Source organism: Buttiauxella sp. AC142, from assembly GCF_979253435.1.
In genome coordinates this window covers 1,291,511-1,308,723 of sequence record NZ_CEEDCH010000001.1, presented here as the reverse complement: position 1 = coordinate 1,308,723, position 17,213 = coordinate 1,291,511, and the positions used below count along the sequence as shown (strand labels likewise).

Genomic DNA, 17,213 nt, shown 5'->3' with positions numbered 1-17,213 from the left:
ATCACTCCTGCCGCTCGCTGTAATCCAGCCGACTGTTAATGTGCGACCGGTGCCGAAGCCTTGAGCGAAGGATTGTGTCGATACTGGAAACTGAAGTGGAAAATAACCGCCAGCACTAATGCATATCCGGCAAACACCAACCAAATCGTCGTCCAGTCTTTGACGCCATCAACGCTAAAGTAATCCACCACATAGCCACTGAGAATCGCCCCAAGATAAGCGCCAATCCCGTTAACCATCGTCATGAATAGCCCTTGTGCACTAGCCCGGATACGTTTATCGACTTCTTGCTCCACAAAAACAGAACCTGAGATATTAAAGAAATCGAACGCGCAGCCATAAACCACCATCGAAAGTAGCAGTAATACGAAACCAAATGCAGACGGGTCCCCCCAGGCAAACAAGGCGAATCGCAGCACCCAGGCCACCATGCTCATCAACATCACTTGTTTAATCCCAAAGCGACGTAAGAAGAATGGAATGGTCAGGATAAACGCCACTTCCGACATCTGAGAAACAGACAGCAGAATCGACGGGTACTGAACCACGAAGCTGTCGGCAAATTCAGGGTTACGCGCAAAATCATGCAGGAACGGGTTGCCGAAAGTATTGGTTATTTGCAAAACCGCGCCTAACAGCATGGCGAATAAGAAGAAAACAGCCATGCGCGGATTTTTGAATAATACAAACGCATCCAGACCCAGACGGCTCACCCACGAGCGCGACACGCCGCCTTTCGCCACCGGAATGGTTGGCAGAGTCAGGGAATACAACGCCAGCGCCAGCGAGGCTCCCGCTGCAATATAAAGCTGGAGATTACTCAGCTCAAATCGCATCAGGCTTACTGTCCACATCGCGGCGATAAAACCGATAGTGCCGAAAACGCGGATCGGTGGGAAATGGCTGACGGTATCCAGCCCGGCTTTTTCGAGGCTGGCATATGAGATGGTATTCGACAGGGCAATGGTTGGCATAAATGCCATCGCGTTACCCAGCATCACCCAAAACATCAGCCCCGGCTGATTAATGCTGGCAGCCCAGGCCAGCATTGCGGCGCACACCAGGTGGCAGAGTGCATAGACACGATTCGCAGGCAGCCATTTGTCGGCAATAATGCCGACGATCCCCGGCATTAATAACGCCGCAAGTCCTTTGGTACTGTAGACCATACCGACATCAGCCCCCCGGAAACCGAGGGTGTTAATCATGTATGAGCCTAGTGTGACCAGCCATGCGCCCCAAATGAAATACTGCAAAAACAACATGATTTTCAAGCGAGGTTTAATCGCCAAAACGTTAATCGCCATGTGTTTTACCCGGTGTGTTGGTAGTGCCTCAGGCGAGTTTGCCCAGGAAACCGCAAATCAGATTAATAAAGTTCTGGCGCGAAAGTGCCGCTGCCGCCAGCGTTTGCGCATGAGAAAGCTGCACGCTTCCCAGGCCTTCAGCAAGATTGGTAATCGCCGAAACCGCCACCACTTTCAGGCCGCAATGGCGAGCGCTGATCACCTCGGGCACAACAGACATACCCACCACATCGCCGCCGATGATTTGCATCATGCGAATCTCAGCTGCGGTTTCAAAGTTGGGGCCAGGATAGGAAACAAACACACCTTCGGTGAGTGGGAAGCCCTGCTCTTTTGCGACTTGCTGTAATACGCCACGGTAATCGGCGTCATAAGCATTTGCCAAAGAGAAGAAACGCTCACCGAAACGGTCATCGTTAGGGCCGACCGTTGGCGTACCCGGCATGGTATTAATATGGTCGTTCAACGCTACCAGGCTGCCAGGACCCACTTCAGGACGCAATGAACCCGCGGCGTTTGTGGAGAACAGGATTTCACAGCCGAGCAATTTAAACGTGCGAATCGCGTTAGTCATCACTGACATACCGCGCCCTTCGTAGAAGTGACCGCGCCCTTTCATGCAAGCGACAGGAACACCCGCAAGCGTCCCTACCACCAGCTCACCGGCATGGCCGTGTACCGTGCTGACCGGAAAGCCTGGCAGTTCGTCGTAAGGGAAAACAATAGGTTGTTCGATTTTCTCAGCCAGTTCGCCCAGGCCAGACCCCAAAATGAAAGCCACGCGCGGCACCAGGCCATTAATACGGGAACGGATAATATCTGCGGCGTAATACGGAGAGTTATCAAGAGTAGTCATCGGCATCAGGTGCTCCTTGTCATGAGTCGAATAATCAGAATTTGCGTTAACTCTGTTATACCGACTGACAATAGTGCAGAACCAATACCGTTTAGGCGGGTGATTGATAGCGAAAATGTATTGATCAGCGGCGGCGAGCGCCACCGCCAGAGGTTGTTATCGGGTAGCCCAGCCCTGTTTGTGCAAATAATCGAGAATAAATGGACGGTTTTCTTTGATGATTGTGCGACGAATATGATCGCTCCACGTGTCGCGGCGCGTATTGCTGCCACGGGAAAGATAGTATTGCGCCATCTCTTCGTCGTATTGCTCCAGCACGTTTTCATCGACCGGCTGATAGCTATTTTCATGCATGATCATGGCCGCCGGGATGCGCGGTTTAATACCGTGGTCTTCATCGGGCCAACCCAAGCATAAACCAAACAGAGGTAGCACGTGTTTTGGGATATTCAGTAGTTCCGTCACCGCTTCAATGTTGTTACGCAGCCCGCCGATGTACACGCCACCCAATCCCAGTGACTCCGCTGCGGTAAAGGCGTTTTGCGCAAGAATAGCCGTATCGACCACGCCAAGGAGCAACTGTTCGGCCAGACCTAACTGCGCTTCCGGGCAAATTTGCAAATGACGGTTAAAGTCGGCGCAGAACACCCAAAATTCAGCGGCTTGCGCGACATGCTTCTGCCCGCCGGTGAGCGGAACCAGCTGCTCACGCAGGGATTTGTCCGTGATACGGATAATCGAGGTGCATTGTAAAAAACTGGAACTTGAGGCCGCCTGGGCACTGGCAACAATCGCTGCACGCTGTTCGTCAGTAATTGGCTCGTCGGTGTAGCGACGAACGGAACGGTGTGAACGCAGCAGATCAATGGTCGGCGTCATCGTGTTTATCCTTTGGCTTGTCTGAAAGAGATTTCTTAACGGGCGATTGCCCTTTGGTCAGCAGCGGCGCAACGTTTTGAGCCATCGCCCACACCATGAATGCCGCTGCCGGGATCATGAGTGCAATCCCTAAAAATACCATGATGATGGCCGCCGTCGCATTCCCAAAGGGTGCGGGTAATGCCACATAACCGTTCAGGGAAAGATAAGAAAGCAATAAAAAGGCGATACCGATAACTTCGAGGATTAATACAGGTTTCGGTAAGGCTCCGAGTGAACGCATCCGCTTGTCTCCACAGGCAATTATCACTTGAGTATAACCTGGTTGCGCCTGACTCTTACGTTGCAATATAGACGATGAATATCAATGTAAGAGGCAAGACCTTCTTTCCATTCCCCCCGGTTAGCGGCATTATAGTTGCCATTCGCCGGCTCGTTCGGCCGCAAAAAATAAAGGAGATTCTATGTTTGCAGTAATCTTTGGTCGCCCAGGCTGCCCATATTGTGTTCGTGCTAAAGAGTTGGCTGAGAAATTGACCGCTGAGCGTGATGACTTCAACTTCCGTTACGTTGATATTCACGCAGAAGGCATCAGCAAAGCCGATCTGGAAAAAACCGTAGGTAAACCTGTTGAAACTGTACCGCAGATTTTCCTCGACCAGAAACACATCGGTGGTTGCACTGATTTTGAAGCTTACGCTAAAGAACACCTGAGCTTGTTCCAGAACGCGGAATAAATACTCAAACTAAAAAAACCGGCTCCGTTGTATAACTGAGCCGGTTTTTTTATCGCCGCTGACGGCGGAGCAATGTACGAACAAATAAGTAGCTCAATGCTCCAAGAGCACACCAAAACACAGCACTAAACATCCAGGCCATTTCCTGCCAGAACGTTCGCGTTGGCGAAAGCCAAAAGTGAATGATTAACAGACAAAGCGGTGAAGCCAGTACTGCGCCCATCAGCGGTTTGATCACTCGGCCATGGCGTGAAAACACGCTAGCAATAACACCCGGAAGGATAAAAAACAGCAATCCCCACTCTGAATGTCTATCACCCGGGTAGCTATTGGCGGCACTCAACTTCTGAGACAAAAACACGCCAACAAACAACACGAAGCAACAAATGACTCCAAACCAACGTTGTCCACGCATGAACACACATCCTCCTGACGATCGCTTGTATCGAACTTAAAATTACAGTTCTGCACGCAGAACAGCCCGGGTCAGATAAGTTTCAGCAATCCCTGCTAAAAAATAAGTCGCGCAATTCGCACAATATTCTTACTAGCCGTAAAACTACATAAAGATTAAACTAGCGGCTATTATCAGGTCTGTGCACTGGATATTTTAATGCAATAAAAATACATTAAATTGCGTTGTAATTAGTAGAAACCCTAACCCAAAAAACCATTTCTTTCAACAGCTTACTAGTAAACAAGAAGTTATCCTTCGTGAATATAAACGTCGCAGATTTGTTAAGCGGGAATTACATCCTGTTATTATTTGTTGTTCTGACCTTAGGCTTATGTCTGGGTAAATTACGCCTCGGTTCTGTCCAACTGGGTAATTCCATTGGTGTTTTAGTGGTCTCTTTATTACTCGGACAACAACATTTTTCCATTAACACAGACGCCCTAAATCTGGGTTTCATGCTGTTCATTTTTTGTGTTGGCGTGGAAGCTGGGCCAAACTTTTTTTCAATTTTCTTCCGCGACGGCAAAAATTATTTAATGCTGGCACTGGTGATGGTCGGCAGCGCCATGCTTCTTGCACTCGGATTGGGGAAACTCTTTGGCTGGGATATTGGCCTCACCGCCGGTATGCTCGCCGGTTCGATGACCTCTACCCCCGTGTTGGTCGGTGCAGGTGATACCTTGCGCCATTCCGGCATAGCGGGAACCGAACTTGCCGCCTCTCTTGATAATCTGAGCCTCGGCTACGCGCTGACTTATCTAATCGGCCTGGTGAGTTTAATTGTTGGTGCGCGTTATCTGCCAAAACTTCAGCACCAGGATTTGCAAACCAGCGCTCAACAAATCGCTCGTGAACGCGGTCTGGATACCGATGCCGCACGCAAAGTTTACCTGCCCGTTATCCGCGCCTATCGCGTCGGTTCTGAACTTGTTGCCTGGGCGGATGGCAAAAATCTGCGCGAACTGGGTATTTATCGCCAGACCGGTTGCTATATCGAACGTATTCGCCGTAACGGTATTCTGGCAAACCCTGATGGTGACGCTGTACTGCAAAAAGGGGATGAAATCGCGCTGGTCGGTTACCCGGACGCACACTCTCGTCTCGACCCAAGCTTCCGTAATGGTAAAGAAGTTTTTGACCGTGACCTGCTGGACATGCGCATCGTCACCGAAGAAATTGTGGTGAAAAACCACAATGCCGTAGGTCGCCGCCTGGGGCAATTAAAGCTGACCGATCACGGTTGCTTCCTGAACCGCGTTATCCGCAGCCAGATTGAAATGCCTATCGACGACAATATCGTGCTGAACAAAGGCGACGTTTTACAGGTTAGCGGTGACGCTCGACGCGTGAAAACCGTGGCAGAGCGCATCGGTTTTATCTCGATTCATAGCCAGATTACCGACCTGCTCGCTTTTTGCGCCTTCTTCATTATCGGCCTGATGATCGGCATGATCACCTTCCAGTTCAGCTCGTTTAGTTTCGGTGTCGGTAACGCCGCAGGCTTGCTGTTTGCCGGAATCATGTTGGGCTTCTTGCGCGCCAACCACCCAACGTTCGGCTACATCCCGCAAGGGGCGTTGAACATGGTGAAAGAATTCGGCCTGATGGTATTTATGGCGGGCGTCGGGTTAAGTGCCGGTAGCGGCATTGGCAATGGTTTAGGTGCAGTCGGCGGGCAAATGTTGATCGCCGGCCTTATCGTTAGCCTGGTACCCGTAGTGATCTGCTTCCTGTTCGGTGCATATGTTTTACGTATGAACCGCGCACTGTTGTTCGGGGCGATGATGGGCGCACGAACTTGTGCACCGGCGATGGAAATCATCAGCGACACCGCGCGCAGTAATATTCCAGCCCTTGGCTACGCCGGAACCTACGCTATCGCTAACGTGTTGTTAACGTTGGCGGGGACGCTTATCGTAATCATATGGCCTGGTTTGTGATCCGTACCGCAGACAAAGAAAAAAGATTTTTTTATGGCAGTGCGAACTTTTTACCCAAGACAAAGTCTTAATTAGTGCCACTGCTTTTCTTTGATGTCCCCAATTTGTGGAGCCCATCAACCCCGCCTCTTTGGTTCAAGGTTGATGGGTTTTTTATTGCCTGAAATTCGTGTTCCCTTTCAAATCAAACTCTTGCCCATCTCTGCTCCAGTCACGCCTTAATCACCACCAAATCTAAACCCATCCTTCATAATTTGAATACTGAGAGCTAGTGAGCGAGGATTCGTGATGTTACTTAAAGATAAAATCGTGGTGATCTTCGGGGGCAGCGGCGCTATCGGTAGCACGCTGGCACAGAAGCCTTCATTAAAGCGCTCGCCAGCGAACTCGCCCCGAAGAATATTCGCGTCGTCTGCGTCCGATCACATGCTATTTCTGATGCCGTTCAGGCTGGTTCCTATACCAGAGAAGTTTTCGAGCCAAAGGCACAAGCGATGGGTTTGAGCGTGGAACAGTGGGTAGGAGGGGCGGCACAAAGTACGATGTTAAAACGTCTGCCCACGCTTTCGCAGATTGCAGAGTTAATGACATTTCTGGCGTCAGAAAACGCAGGGGCGATGACGGCAACTGTGGTCAATATGAGTGCGGGTACGACGATTGACTGATAAGAATACCCTGTCCAATCTAACCGGCAATTTTTGCCAGCATCCTGCTCAAGTCCTCACGACTCAACGGATGCCTGTCCGTCACATAATGCAGTGTCATACCTTCGATAAAAGCATCCAGCATGCGAGCGGTTATCGGGTCAAAAAACGCCTCGAGCGCTTGCTGGCTGCGACACATCCAATCCTGCATGATGATTTTTAGTTCAGGATTGCGATTTGCGTATGCATAGAGTTGATACATCACTTGCAGGTTGTATGACGTGGCGATTTTCTCACCGCAAATCATGTCGACTATCGCTTCGCAGGCTTCATCGCGATTACGGGCCTGCTCAATGCGACAACGATAATCGTCAGACATCTGGTGCGCAAACTGTGTAAAGGCTTCGCTCAAAAGCGATTCGATGCCGTCGAAATAGTAGGTCATCGATCCCAGCGAGACACCTGCCGCTTCGGCAATTTTGCGGTGCGTGATATGGCTAATTCCATGTTCCACCAGCATATCCAGCGTGGCGTGCAAAATACGTGAACGGCGGTCGGGGTCATTGCGTCGCGGTGCTTTAGTCATCATTTTCGCTCGGTAAAAACAGACGCAAAAGAGTTTACCAGGCAATGTGTACAAATGTACACAAACTTGCTAGTGTAATTTCCATTCGCCGCCAACCGGTACTTCCATGTCTGCCGCCATTAGTCATCGCAAAGCGACTCAACATCGCACCTGGGCGCTGTTCGCCTTTTTCTTCCTGCCCGGCCTCGTCATGGCCTCCTGGGCCACCCGTACTCCAGCCATTCGTGACACACTCAGCGTTTCAACTGCCGGTATGGGTATCGTGCTATTTGGCCTGTCGATTGGTTCGATGAGCGGCATTTTATGTTCCGGCTGGCTGGTTAAGCGGTTTGGTACGCGCAATATTATTCGCAGCGGCATGACGCTGATGGTCACTGGCATGCTGGTGATGGGCGCCGCGTTGTTCCTGGCGTCTCCTGTTCTGTTCGCAACTGGCCTGGCAATCCTCGGGGCTGGACTGGGTTCGGCTGAAGTGGCAATGAACGTCGAAGGCGCAATTGTTGAAGGGCTGCTAAAAAAGACCGTATTACCCATGATGCACGGCTTTTATAGCCTCGGCACATTAGCAGGCGCGGGAATTGGCATGAGTCTGACCGCCCTTAACGTCACCGCGTATGGGCATCTTTTAGTGATTGGCCTGGTGGTTATCACGCCGATTATTATTGCCATTACTGCAATCCCACACGGTGTCGGGAAAAATAATGCCGATGCTAATACTGATAATGGGCACGAACCTCATCCGCCATTTTATAAAGATTTACAGCTGATTTTAATTGGCACGATTGTACTGGCAATGGCGTTTGCTGAAGGTTCTGCCAACGACTGGCTGCCACTACTGATGGTCGATGGCCATGGTTTTAGCCCAACCTCAGGTTCAATGATTTATGTCGGTTTCACGCTGGGCATGACCGTAGGGCGTTTTACCGGCGGCTGGTTTATCGATCGCTACAGCCGTGTAGCCGTGGTTCGCGCCTGCGCAATGATGGGGATCTTAGGCATCGGCTTAATCATCTTTGTGGATAACACCTTTGTGGCGGGTATTTCCGTTATTTTATGGGGACTGGGAACCTCTCTCGGTTTCCCATTAACGATTTCCGCAGCAGGCGATACCGGCCCGGATCCGGCAACTCGCGTCAGTGTGGTGGCGGCTTCCGGCTATATCGCTTTTTTAGTTGGCCCGCCGTTGTTAGGCTTCTTAGGCGAACATTACGGCCTGCGCCTGGCTATGTTAGTGGTATTGAGTTTAATGGTGGTCGCCGCACTGGTTGCGAAAGCCGTCGCTAAACCAACCGATCTTGTGACCAATTCGCTTGAAGGGAGAGTTCGATGAGTGTGAAATTAATTGCCGTCGACATGGATGGTACGTTCCTGGACGATAATAAAGAGTACAACCGTGCGCGTTTTGCGGAGCTTTATGCGCAGATGAAAGAACAAGGCATTCGATTTGTGGTCGCCAGCGGCAACCAATATTACCAGCTCATTTCATTCTTCCCGGAGATCGCCCACGAGATTTCCTTCGTGGCCGATAATGGCGGTTGGGTAGTCAGCGAAGGCAAAGATACCTTTAACGGTGAGCTGACAAAGCAGGAATTCAACACCGTCATCGATCATCTTTTGACGTTGCCGCATGTGGATATCATCGCTTGCGGCAAACACAACGGTTATACCCTGAAAAGCTATGACGACGCGTTTATCAAAATGGCGCGCAGTTATTATCACCGTCTGGAAGTGGTCGAAAACTTCTCAAATCTGGATGACGTGTTCTTTAAATTTGCCCTGAATCTGCCAGATAATTTATTAGACGACACCATGGATTCTCTGGCTGCGCAATTCGACGGAATTATGGTGCCAGTCACCAGCGGTCATGGCTCAATTGACCTGATTATTCCCGGTGTTCACAAAGCGAATGGCTTGCGAATATTGCAGGAAAAATGGGGCATTGATGACAGCGAAGTGGTGACGTTTGGCGATGGCGGGAACGATATCGAAATGCTACGCCAGGCAAAATATGGTTTTGCGATGGCGAATGCGCCGGAAAAAATTAAGCAAATCGCCGCTTATCAGACCGGGCACTGCAATGAGCAAGGTGTGTTGAATGTGATTGAGCGAGCGCTGAAAAAAGAAGCGCCGTTTAACGCGTAATCTTGAATAAGGGGCTGAAAAGCCCCTTATTTTATAATTGCTTAAGCAACAGCAAAATACCGTAGCCCAGCAGGGCCGACCATAACAGCATTGGCAGTGAATAATAGTGAAAGCGAATCCAGATGCGGCGGTCATTTGCCATGCGTAATGCAATCAAATTCGCCAGCGATCCCGGCAATAACCCAAAACCACCGATGTTGACTGCAAAGGCGAGTAACAGGGAAGCAGGAACGTAATTCAGTAATAAAATGGTCGATGGAACATTACTGATAAACTGTGAGAGACCTATTCCTAACGCAAACAATCCACCGGCCGGGAGTTGATTTATTCCTGACAAAGTCTGTTGTAATACCGGAAGCTGCGTAATCAGGTAGACGTCGATAAACATCACCATAAATACCAGCAATAGACTCCAGTCGATACTCAGCAATACGCGCCTTGCCAGCAGTAAAAAACCCACAGCCACCACGGCCAGTCCCCATATTTCCTGCTTTAATTCCAGCGCGACGATAAAGATAATGTAGAACGCGACGCAACTCATCACCAGACGCGGCTGCCAGTCATGAAGTTTATCGTGAGCGTGATACGTGAGCTTTTTATGCGGAAAACAGAACCAGCACAGCACCAACAAGCTGAACATTATCGCCAGCGCCAGCGGCACCATTTGCCAGGTAAATTCACCGAACGATAAGCCCGAGCGTCCCCACAGCAAAATATTCTGCGGGTTGCCAATGGGCGTGAGCATCGAGCCTGCGTTGACCGCTAATGCCTCAAATATGATGAGACGATTAATCGGTATCGCACACAATTTTTTCAGCGTGATAGTCAGCGGCACGATAATAAACAGCGCGACGTCGTTAGTCAGAAACGTTGAAAGTAATGCCGCTGCGCTGACGAGAAATATCGCCAGCGTTCGTTCATTATCAAACCGCTTCACCATGCGGCGGCCCAGCACATCGAAATAACCGCTCAGTTCCACGCCTTTGGTCAACATCATTAAGCCCGCAAGCGTAATGATAGTGTGCCAGTCAATGGCATGAACCCAATGCTGCGGCTGAAAAGGCGCGGCAAAACTCAGAATAACGCCCACGATAAGCAATAGATGAAGAAAGCGATCGCGAGCAAACGGGCGCACCAGGTTCAGTAACATTGCTACTTAAATCCCCGCTGCTCGCTAAACAAGCGGAAGGCTTCCAGCGTTTCTTCACTCACGTGGTGCTCAACACCTTCGGCGTCAATTCTGGCCGTTTCAGGGCTGATGCCGAGTGCGAGAAAAAAGTTTTCAACGATTTGATGACGCTCACGGCTCATTTGCGCCAGCTTCTCGCCTTCTGCCGTCAGAAATACGCCGCGCCATGGAATTTGTTCAATAAGCCCCACCGAGGCCAGCCTTTTTAACATTTTAGCAACAGTTGGCTGAGAGACGCCAAGCCTTGCCGCCATATCAACCTGGCGCACTTCCCCCACTTCACGAATCAAATCAGAAATCAGCTCAACGTAGTCATCAATCAATTCACGGCGATGCGCTTCACGCACCTGCCGAAAGCCTTCGACATGCTCTTCAACGTTTACCAACTGCGTCATTTTTGGTTTATTTTTTTGGCCTGGCGTACGGCTCATGATGCTTCCTCATGCAGGGGTGCGGCATCGTCCGATGACGAGCTTTGGCCCCATTGTAAACCAGCATCACCCAAGCACAAAAATTTAACGAATTAGCAATAGCTATACAATATAGCCTGTGCTATATCTGTATGTAATGCAGTCAGCCTTAAAAGGAATTGAAGGCAGCAGATGTTATTAGGAGGACAAGATGAATGAATTTAAGAGGTGCATGAGCGTGTTTACACATTCCCCGTTTCAAGTGCGGCTGATGCTGCTCAATATGTTATGTGATTGGGTTTCCGGCAAACCACAGCAGGGCGAAAAACCGAAGTCATAGGCAGCCGCCCTGCCTTCTTCACCAGTAGTCTGACTCACGTCGGCTATCCCAGCTGTTAGTTTTTCCTTTCATTAGATTCCCTGAAATTACCGTTTAGTCGCACTTTAACCCTACCATTTGTCGGTTTTGTTACCTGCTTCGCAAAACACATTTCTCTTATCAGTTGATCTTCTTATCGTACCGCTCTATCTTCTTGCAGCCCTGCACATGAAGCGGCTCGCAGATGCGGTCCAGTTCCCCCTTCTTTTCCGTCTGTCAGGCAGGTTCTTACCCTCGTCGCCAGGGTTTTCGCATGGCGTTTAGTAGATCTCGGTAAACATGAATTTAACGGTTAAAGAAACCCTGACGACCCGCGCAATTGCGCTCAATCCGTGGACTGGCTTTTATTTCCTTCAGTCTTTGCTGATTAACTTCGCTCTCGGTTATGAATTTAGCATTCTGTATGCGGTGGCTTTTAGCTGCGTATTGCTGCTGCTTTGGCGCAGCGCGCCTAAATTCCAGAAAGGTTTGCTGGCAATTTGCAGTTTGATAGCCGCGATGTATTTCCCGTTTGGTCAGGCCTACGGTTCTCCCAACTTTAATACCTTGCTGGCCCTGCATTCGACCAACTTCGAAGAATCCACGGAATTGATGACTATCTTCCCGTGGTACAGCTATTTGGTGTCGGTATTTATTCTGGCGCTTGGCATTATTGCCGTGCGTCGTAAAGTCGCGCCGAAGAAAAGAAACTGGTGTCATTTCGACAGTTTATGTCTGGTTGTCAGCGTGGTTTGTTTCTTTGTGGCTCCGGTGCAAAATCTGGCTTACGGTGGCGTATTTAAATTCAAAGATTCCGGTTATCCGGTGTTCCGGTTCGTCAAAGATGTGGTAGTCAATAACCAGGAAGTGATCGACGAACAGACGCGGATGCAGGCCTTCGCTCAGATGAAGGACACCTGGAATGTGCTGGCGGTTAAACCGAAGTATCACACTTATGTGGTGGTGATTGGTGAGAGCGCACGGCGTGATGCGCTGGGGGCTTTCGGTGGTCACTGGGATAACACGCCTTTCGCCAGCCAGGTCAATGGCAACTTGTTTATGGATTATGTTGCCGCCAGTGGTTCAACGCAGAAATCATTGGGGATGACGCTCAACCGGGTTATTGATGGCAAACCGCAATATCAGGACAGCATTATCACCCTCGCCAACCGTGCTGGTTTCCAGACATGGTGGTTCTCAAACCAGGGGCAAATCGGTGAATACGATACCGCCATTGCCAGCATCGCCAAGCGTGCGGATGAAGTGCATTTTTTGAAAAATGGTGATTTTGAAGCGGATAAAAATACCCGTGACGAAGCATTATTAAAGATGACGGCGCAGGTGTTTGCCACCCAGCACACTACCCCGCAATTAATTGTGCTGCACTTGATGGGTTCACATCCCCAGGCCTGCGACCGGACTCAGGGCAAATACAAAGATTTTGTGCAGTCGAAAGAGACATCTTGTTATCTGTATACCATGACGCAGACCGACGACTTGCTCAAACAGCTCTATCAGCAACTGCAAAATACCGGTGACAGTTTCTCGATGGTTTACTTTTCAGACCACGGACTGGCGTTCAAAGAACGTGGCACCGATGTGCAATATCTGGCACATGATGACGAGTTCCAGCAAAACTTCCAGGTGCCGTTTATGGTGCTTTCAAGCGATGATACCGCGCATCGTCAGATTAAAGCGCGCCGTTCAGCCAATGATTTCCTGAACTTCTTCTCAGCGTGGACCGGGATTAAAACCAAAGAGTTAACGCCGAAATACAAGTTCATCTCTGAGCAAAAAGCGGGGCCAATCTATATCACCAACTTTAAGCTCAAGAAGGTGGACTATACTCATTTGCAGACGGATGTGTTTGAAACGCAAACGCGTTAACTCAAATTCAGCGCATAAAAAATCCGCCCCGAGAGGCGGATTTTTTTTCACTCAATTAAAGAGTGAAATTAGAAGCGGTAACCCACGCCTGCGATCCAGGTGCCAACATCAACGTTACGGATGCGGCTCTGCTCGTAGGAAACGTCAAGAGCAACGTTTTCGATTGGGTTGAACTGCAGACCAGCGCCGTAAGAGAAACCGTAGTCGCTAGTTGAATCGTGATCTGGGTATGCGGTTGCCAGTGCTTTACCGTAACCAACACCGACTACACCGTAGATGCTTGCCCAGTCGTTGATGCGGAAAGCTGGACCAGCAGTGATGCCGTAGTATTGACCTTTGTTGTAAACGCCATCTTCGGTACGGCTTTTCTCAGTGTGAGTGAAAGAAGCGATGTAACCCAGCTGAGTGTCGTTTTCGTAACGGTATTTCAAGTTGAAACCGCCAGCTTTGTTAGCAACGCCCTGCATATCGCTTTGTGCGTAGCCACCGGTTACGGTGCTAGTTGCAGATGCGGTACCAACGGAAACGGCCAGAACACAAGCTAATGCTGAAAGACATGCAATTTTTTTCATAAACCACCTCAAATGTGCTTCAAGTAACTTCTAAGTTTTTAATATATCAAAATTGTGTAAGAAACTCTTCGACATTTACGTTGTCTAAAGAATCCTTTCATGTAACAGAACATTTCCATTACATCATAATCCCTTCAATTCATGGACTTCTTGCCATAAACCGCAGCAATTATTGTCATGAAACGCAACATCGTCATCCAGATAATTCTTAAACAGATTCGAACAAATCTTATGCAATCACGCAGTTATGTTACTGCATCAGACTATTATTTTTTTCAATGAATTCTCAACCAGCCATAAGTTAATCATTTACACTGGGGTTACTTTTAATTTCTTGACCAAACCAGACTCTGACTGACAGGACGCAGGATGCCGTTATCCCCCCGTAAAACCCCAGTATGGTTACCCATTGTTGTTCTTTTGATTGCCATGACTTCCATTCAGAGTGGCGCATCACTTGCAAAATCACTCTTCCCGCTCGTCGGCGCACCCGGTGTGACGGCACTGCGTCTGACTTTGGGTACGTTGATTCTGGTAGTGATTTTTAAACCCTGGCGATTACGCTTTAAAGCCGAACAACGCTTCCCATTATTAATGTATGGACTGGCGCTCGGTGGGATGAACTACCTCTTCTATTTGTCTATTCAGACGGTGCCGTTGGGCATTGCCGTTGCCCTGGAATTCACAGGCCCGCTTGCCGTCGCGTTGTTCTCTTCCCGACGCGCAGTGGATTTTGTGTGGGTGATTCTGGCCGTGCTGGGACTGTGGTTCTTGCTGCCTCTGGGGCAATCTATTTCGAGCGTCGATTTAACCGGTGCCGCTTTTGCACTGGGCGCCGGGGCTTGCTGGGCGATTTATATTCTGTTTGGCCAAAAGGCAGGTGCTGACCATGGCCCAGCAACGGTTGCCTTCGGTTCACTGATTGCTGCCGTTATTTTTGTACCGATTGGAGCATGGCAAGCTGGTGAAGCGCTCTGGCATTGGTCGCTTTTACCGCTCGGCCTGGGTGTAGCGATTTTGTCTACAGCACTTCCCTACTCGCTTGAAATGATTGCATTGACCCGCTTACCAACACGCACATTTGGCACATTAATGAGCATGGAGCCGGGGCTTGCAGCGTTGTCTGGCATGTTGTTCCTCGGTGAGCATCTGACCCTGGTGCAATGGCTGGCGCTGCTCTCCATCATCGCGGCTTCCATCGGCTCAACCCTGACGATTAAGCGCGAACCGCAGATTACCAGCGTTGACGTAAATTAATTCTCTTCATTATTTACCGTGGTTATTGCGATCACGGTAAATATTCATCACCGTTCAAGACTTTATATTCAGGATTACTCTTAGATTTAAATAAAAATAATTCCCATTCACAGCACATCTTCTGTTTATTATCGTTACACCTCGTCATAAATAATATAAAGTAATTTACTAACAATGAGTTACTAAAATCCATCCGGCCTCTGCTATTAATCTGATAGGTATTATCTGCTCCAACAAGAATTAAAACCGGTGCTATACTTATTTCCGGTAATTCATTGGACATAACATCAAGAGGACGAAAGATTATGACTACCGCTAAACTGGTAAAAACCAAATCTACTACCTTACTGCATACCCGTAATGATGTTGCAGACAGCGAAAAGAAAGCCACCGTTGAGCTGCTTAATCGCCAGGTTATTCAGTTCATTGATTTGTCGTTGATTACCAAGCAAGCGCACTGGAACATGCGTGGTGCAAACTTTATTGCCATTCATGAAATGCTGGACGGGTTCCGCACAGCTCTTACCGACCATCTTGACACCATGGCAGAACGCGCCGTTCAACTCGGAGGCGTGGCTCTCGGTACCACCCAAGTCATTAACAGCAAAACACCATTAAAAAGCTATCCGCTGGACATCCACAGCGTTCAGGATCACCTGAAAGAGTTGGCCGATCGTTACGCGATTGTGGCAAACGACGTGCGTAAAGCTATCAGCGAAGCTAAAGATGAAGATACCGCAGACATCCTGACAGCCGCTTCACGCGATCTGGATAAATTCCTGTGGTTTATCGAATCAAATATCGATTAATGGCCATTTAAATCCCTGTCTGGGGATTAAATTGTTATCTCATCCTCCCGTTTTCGGGAGGATGCCTGCACCATTTTAGCGCACGTAATTGTTTATCCTCGCCGCATAAGTTACTCATTTGTAATAATCACTTCACACAATCGTTAACGGATGATTGTTTTACCACCTTAAACTGCGGTAAAACTAAACATCGGTCTTGCTCACGCAATCTCGCACCAAAACTGGGCACCACAACAGTGCGCCGCAGCTGGCTTGCAACCATTTTTGTGCAATGTTACAAATTCACATCCTTGCAAAACAGTATGTTGTAGATCTGGCACGATTCTTCCATGCTGCGGCTTACTGATGCAGGGGATTGCCCCATGGATAAACAAGGAAATGCTATGAAGTCGATTTTGAAAGTTTCACTGGCTGCACTCACTCTGGCTTTTGCGGTTTCTTCCCACGCCGCTGATAAGAAACTGGTCGTTGCGACCGATACCGCATTTGTTCCTTTCGAGTTTAAACAAGGCGATAAGTACGTCGGCTTTGATATCGATTTGTGGGATGCCGTAGCAAAAGAATTAAAACTGGAATATACCCTTAAGCCTATGGATTTCAGCGGCATCATTCCTGCGCTGCAAACCAAAAACATTGACCTCGCGCTGGCGGGTATCACCATCACCGAAGAACGTAAAAAAGCGATCGAATTCTCTGATGGCTACTACAAAAGCGGCCTGTTGGTGATGGTTAAAGCCGACAACGACAGCGTAAAAAGCGTGAAAGACCTTGATGGTAAAGTTGTTGCAGTTAAGGGCGGCACCGGTTCTGTTGATTACGCGAAAGCGAATATCAAAACTAAAGACCTGCGTCAGTTCCCGAACATCGACAACGCCTACATGGAACTGGGCACTAACCGTGCTGACGCTGTTCTGCACGACACACCAAACATCCTGTACTTCATCAAGACTGCGGGCCAGGGCAAATTCAAAGCCGTGGGCGATTCTCTTGAAGCACAGCAGTACGGTATCGCCTTCCCTAAAGGCAGCGACGACCTGCGCACTAAAGTTAACGGCGCGCTGAAAACCCTGAAAGAGAACGGCAAATACAACGAAATCTACAAAAAATGGTTCGGCACTGAGCCAAAATAATAACTCTAAAATGATTTAAGTAAGACCTCAGGGGCGACTTTCGCCCCTGCTAT

Annotated in this window: 18 protein-coding genes and 1 pseudogene; 10 read left to right on the top strand and 9 right to left on the bottom strand. The window is 49.1% G+C overall.

The genetic code is table 11. The features are described 5' to 3' along the window. Window positions 1–35: 35 nt before the first annotated feature. From AC0IWZ_RS05945 to AC0IWZ_RS05930, 4 genes are all read right to left on the bottom strand, one after another. Window positions 36–1,292 (bottom strand): nucleoside permease, encoded by a 1,257-nt coding sequence (locus AC0IWZ_RS05945; protein ID WP_115631867.1) that lies wholly within the window; start codon window positions 1,290–1,292, stop codon window positions 36–38. Between the two features lie 43 nt (window positions 1,293–1,335). After that, a complete protein-coding gene (xapA, locus tag AC0IWZ_RS05940; protein WP_115629883.1) occupies window positions 1,336–2,169 on the bottom strand; it encodes a xanthosine phosphorylase in 834 nt (277 codons plus the stop codon). 150 nt (window positions 2,170–2,319) lie between these two features. Continuing rightward, on the bottom strand, window positions 2,320–3,042 hold the full coding sequence (gene nfsA, locus AC0IWZ_RS05935; protein ID WP_034494249.1) for an oxygen-insensitive NADPH nitroreductase: 723 nt from the start codon (window positions 3,040–3,042) through the stop codon (window positions 2,320–2,322). Next, window positions 3,026–3,325 (bottom strand): YbjC family protein, encoded by a 300-nt coding sequence (locus AC0IWZ_RS05930; RefSeq protein ID WP_034494248.1) that lies wholly within the window; start codon window positions 3,323–3,325, stop codon window positions 3,026–3,028. The genes nfsA and AC0IWZ_RS05930 overlap by 17 nt, the downstream gene beginning before the upstream one ends. A gap of 181 nt (window positions 3,326–3,506) precedes the next feature. Between AC0IWZ_RS05930 and AC0IWZ_RS05925 the strand changes: the two genes are divergently transcribed. Beyond that, a complete protein-coding gene (locus AC0IWZ_RS05925) occupies window positions 3,507–3,779 on the top strand; it encodes a GrxA family glutaredoxin (protein WP_034456459.1) in 273 nt (90 codons plus the stop codon). Window positions 3,780–3,828: 49 nt separating this feature from the next. Here the strand turns inward: AC0IWZ_RS05925 and AC0IWZ_RS05920 are convergent, their stop codons facing one another. Continuing rightward, window positions 3,829–4,194, bottom strand: a complete 366-nt coding sequence (locus AC0IWZ_RS05920; RefSeq protein WP_034494246.1) for an inner membrane protein YbjM — start codon at window positions 4,192–4,194, stop codon at window positions 3,829–3,831. 299 nt (window positions 4,195–4,493) lie between these two features. Here AC0IWZ_RS05920 and AC0IWZ_RS05915 point away from each other — a divergent pair, with 299 nt between their 5' ends. Then, the gene (locus tag AC0IWZ_RS05915; protein WP_034494245.1) at window positions 4,494–6,176 is read left to right on the top strand and encodes an aspartate:alanine antiporter; all 1,683 of its coding nucleotides are present in this window, start codon (window positions 4,494–4,496) and stop codon (window positions 6,174–6,176) included. A gap of 347 nt (window positions 6,177–6,523) precedes the next feature. Continuing rightward, window positions 6,524–6,841 (top strand): annotated as a pseudogene (locus AC0IWZ_RS05910) (SDR family oxidoreductase); the annotation flags it as partial. A 19-nt stretch (window positions 6,842–6,860) separates the two neighbouring features. On the opposite strand, the gene AC0IWZ_RS05905 reads toward AC0IWZ_RS05910, so the two are convergent. Continuing rightward, window positions 6,861–7,406 carry a TetR/AcrR family transcriptional regulator gene (locus AC0IWZ_RS05905; RefSeq protein ID WP_034494587.1) on the bottom strand — a complete coding sequence of 182 codons (546 nt, stop codon included), beginning with the start codon at window positions 7,404–7,406 and terminating at the stop codon, window positions 6,861–6,863. Between the two features lie 106 nt (window positions 7,407–7,512). On the opposite strand from AC0IWZ_RS05905, the gene AC0IWZ_RS05900 reads away from it, so the two are divergent. Continuing rightward, a complete protein-coding gene (locus tag AC0IWZ_RS05900) occupies window positions 7,513–8,736 on the top strand; it encodes an MFS transporter (protein ID WP_471677853.1) in 1,224 nt (407 codons plus the stop codon). Further along, entirely contained in the window at window positions 8,733–9,548 is an 816-nt protein-coding gene (locus tag AC0IWZ_RS05895; RefSeq protein WP_471677854.1) for a Cof-type HAD-IIB family hydrolase, read from the top strand. Before AC0IWZ_RS05900 ends, AC0IWZ_RS05895 begins: the two co-directional genes overlap by 4 nt. 31 nt (window positions 9,549–9,579) lie before the next feature. On the opposite strand, the gene AC0IWZ_RS05890 is transcribed toward AC0IWZ_RS05895, so the two are convergent. Beyond that, window positions 9,580–10,698 (bottom strand): SLC13 family permease, encoded by a 1,119-nt coding sequence (locus tag AC0IWZ_RS05890; protein ID WP_471677855.1) that lies wholly within the window; start codon window positions 10,696–10,698, stop codon window positions 9,580–9,582. A gap of 2 nt (window positions 10,699–10,700) precedes the next feature. Next, window positions 10,701–11,168, bottom strand: coding sequence for a manganese-binding transcriptional regulator MntR (gene mntR, locus AC0IWZ_RS05885; protein ID WP_034494239.1), 468 nt, complete (start codon window positions 11,166–11,168; stop codon window positions 10,701–10,703). Window positions 11,169–11,358: 190 nt separating this feature from the next. On the opposite strand from mntR, the gene mntS reads away from it, so the two are divergent. Both mntS and AC0IWZ_RS05875 read left to right on the top strand, forming a co-directional pair. Next, window positions 11,359–11,487, top strand: a complete 129-nt coding sequence (gene mntS / locus AC0IWZ_RS05880) for a manganase accumulation protein MntS (protein WP_034456469.1) — start codon at window positions 11,359–11,361, stop codon at window positions 11,485–11,487. A gap of 318 nt (window positions 11,488–11,805) precedes the next feature. Then, entirely contained in the window at window positions 11,806–13,392 is a 1,587-nt protein-coding gene (locus AC0IWZ_RS05875; RefSeq protein ID WP_471677857.1) for a sulfatase-like hydrolase/transferase, read from the top strand. A gap of 68 nt (window positions 13,393–13,460) precedes the next feature. Here the strand turns inward: AC0IWZ_RS05875 and ompX are convergent, their stop codons facing one another. Beyond that, complete coding sequence (gene ompX / locus AC0IWZ_RS05870; protein WP_034494237.1) at window positions 13,461–13,964, bottom strand: outer membrane protein OmpX; 504 nt, start codon at window positions 13,962–13,964, stop codon at window positions 13,461–13,463. A 369-nt stretch (window positions 13,965–14,333) separates the two neighbouring features. Between ompX and rhtA the strand changes: the two genes are divergently transcribed. The 3 genes from rhtA to glnH all read left to right on the top strand — a co-directional run bounded on the left by rhtA (window position 14,334) and on the right by glnH (window position 17,160). After that, a complete protein-coding gene (gene rhtA, locus AC0IWZ_RS05865) occupies window positions 14,334–15,221 on the top strand; it encodes a threonine/homoserine exporter RhtA (protein WP_034494235.1) in 888 nt (295 codons plus the stop codon). Window positions 15,222–15,526: 305 nt separating this feature from the next. Further along, window positions 15,527–16,030, top strand: coding sequence for a DNA starvation/stationary phase protection protein Dps (gene dps, locus AC0IWZ_RS05860; protein ID WP_034494233.1), 504 nt, complete (start codon window positions 15,527–15,529; stop codon window positions 16,028–16,030). Between the two features lie 383 nt (window positions 16,031–16,413). Next, complete coding sequence (gene glnH, locus AC0IWZ_RS05855) at window positions 16,414–17,160, top strand: glutamine ABC transporter substrate-binding protein GlnH (RefSeq protein ID WP_034494585.1); 747 nt, start codon at window positions 16,414–16,416, stop codon at window positions 17,158–17,160. The last annotated feature ends 53 nt before the right edge of the window (window positions 17,161–17,213 follow it).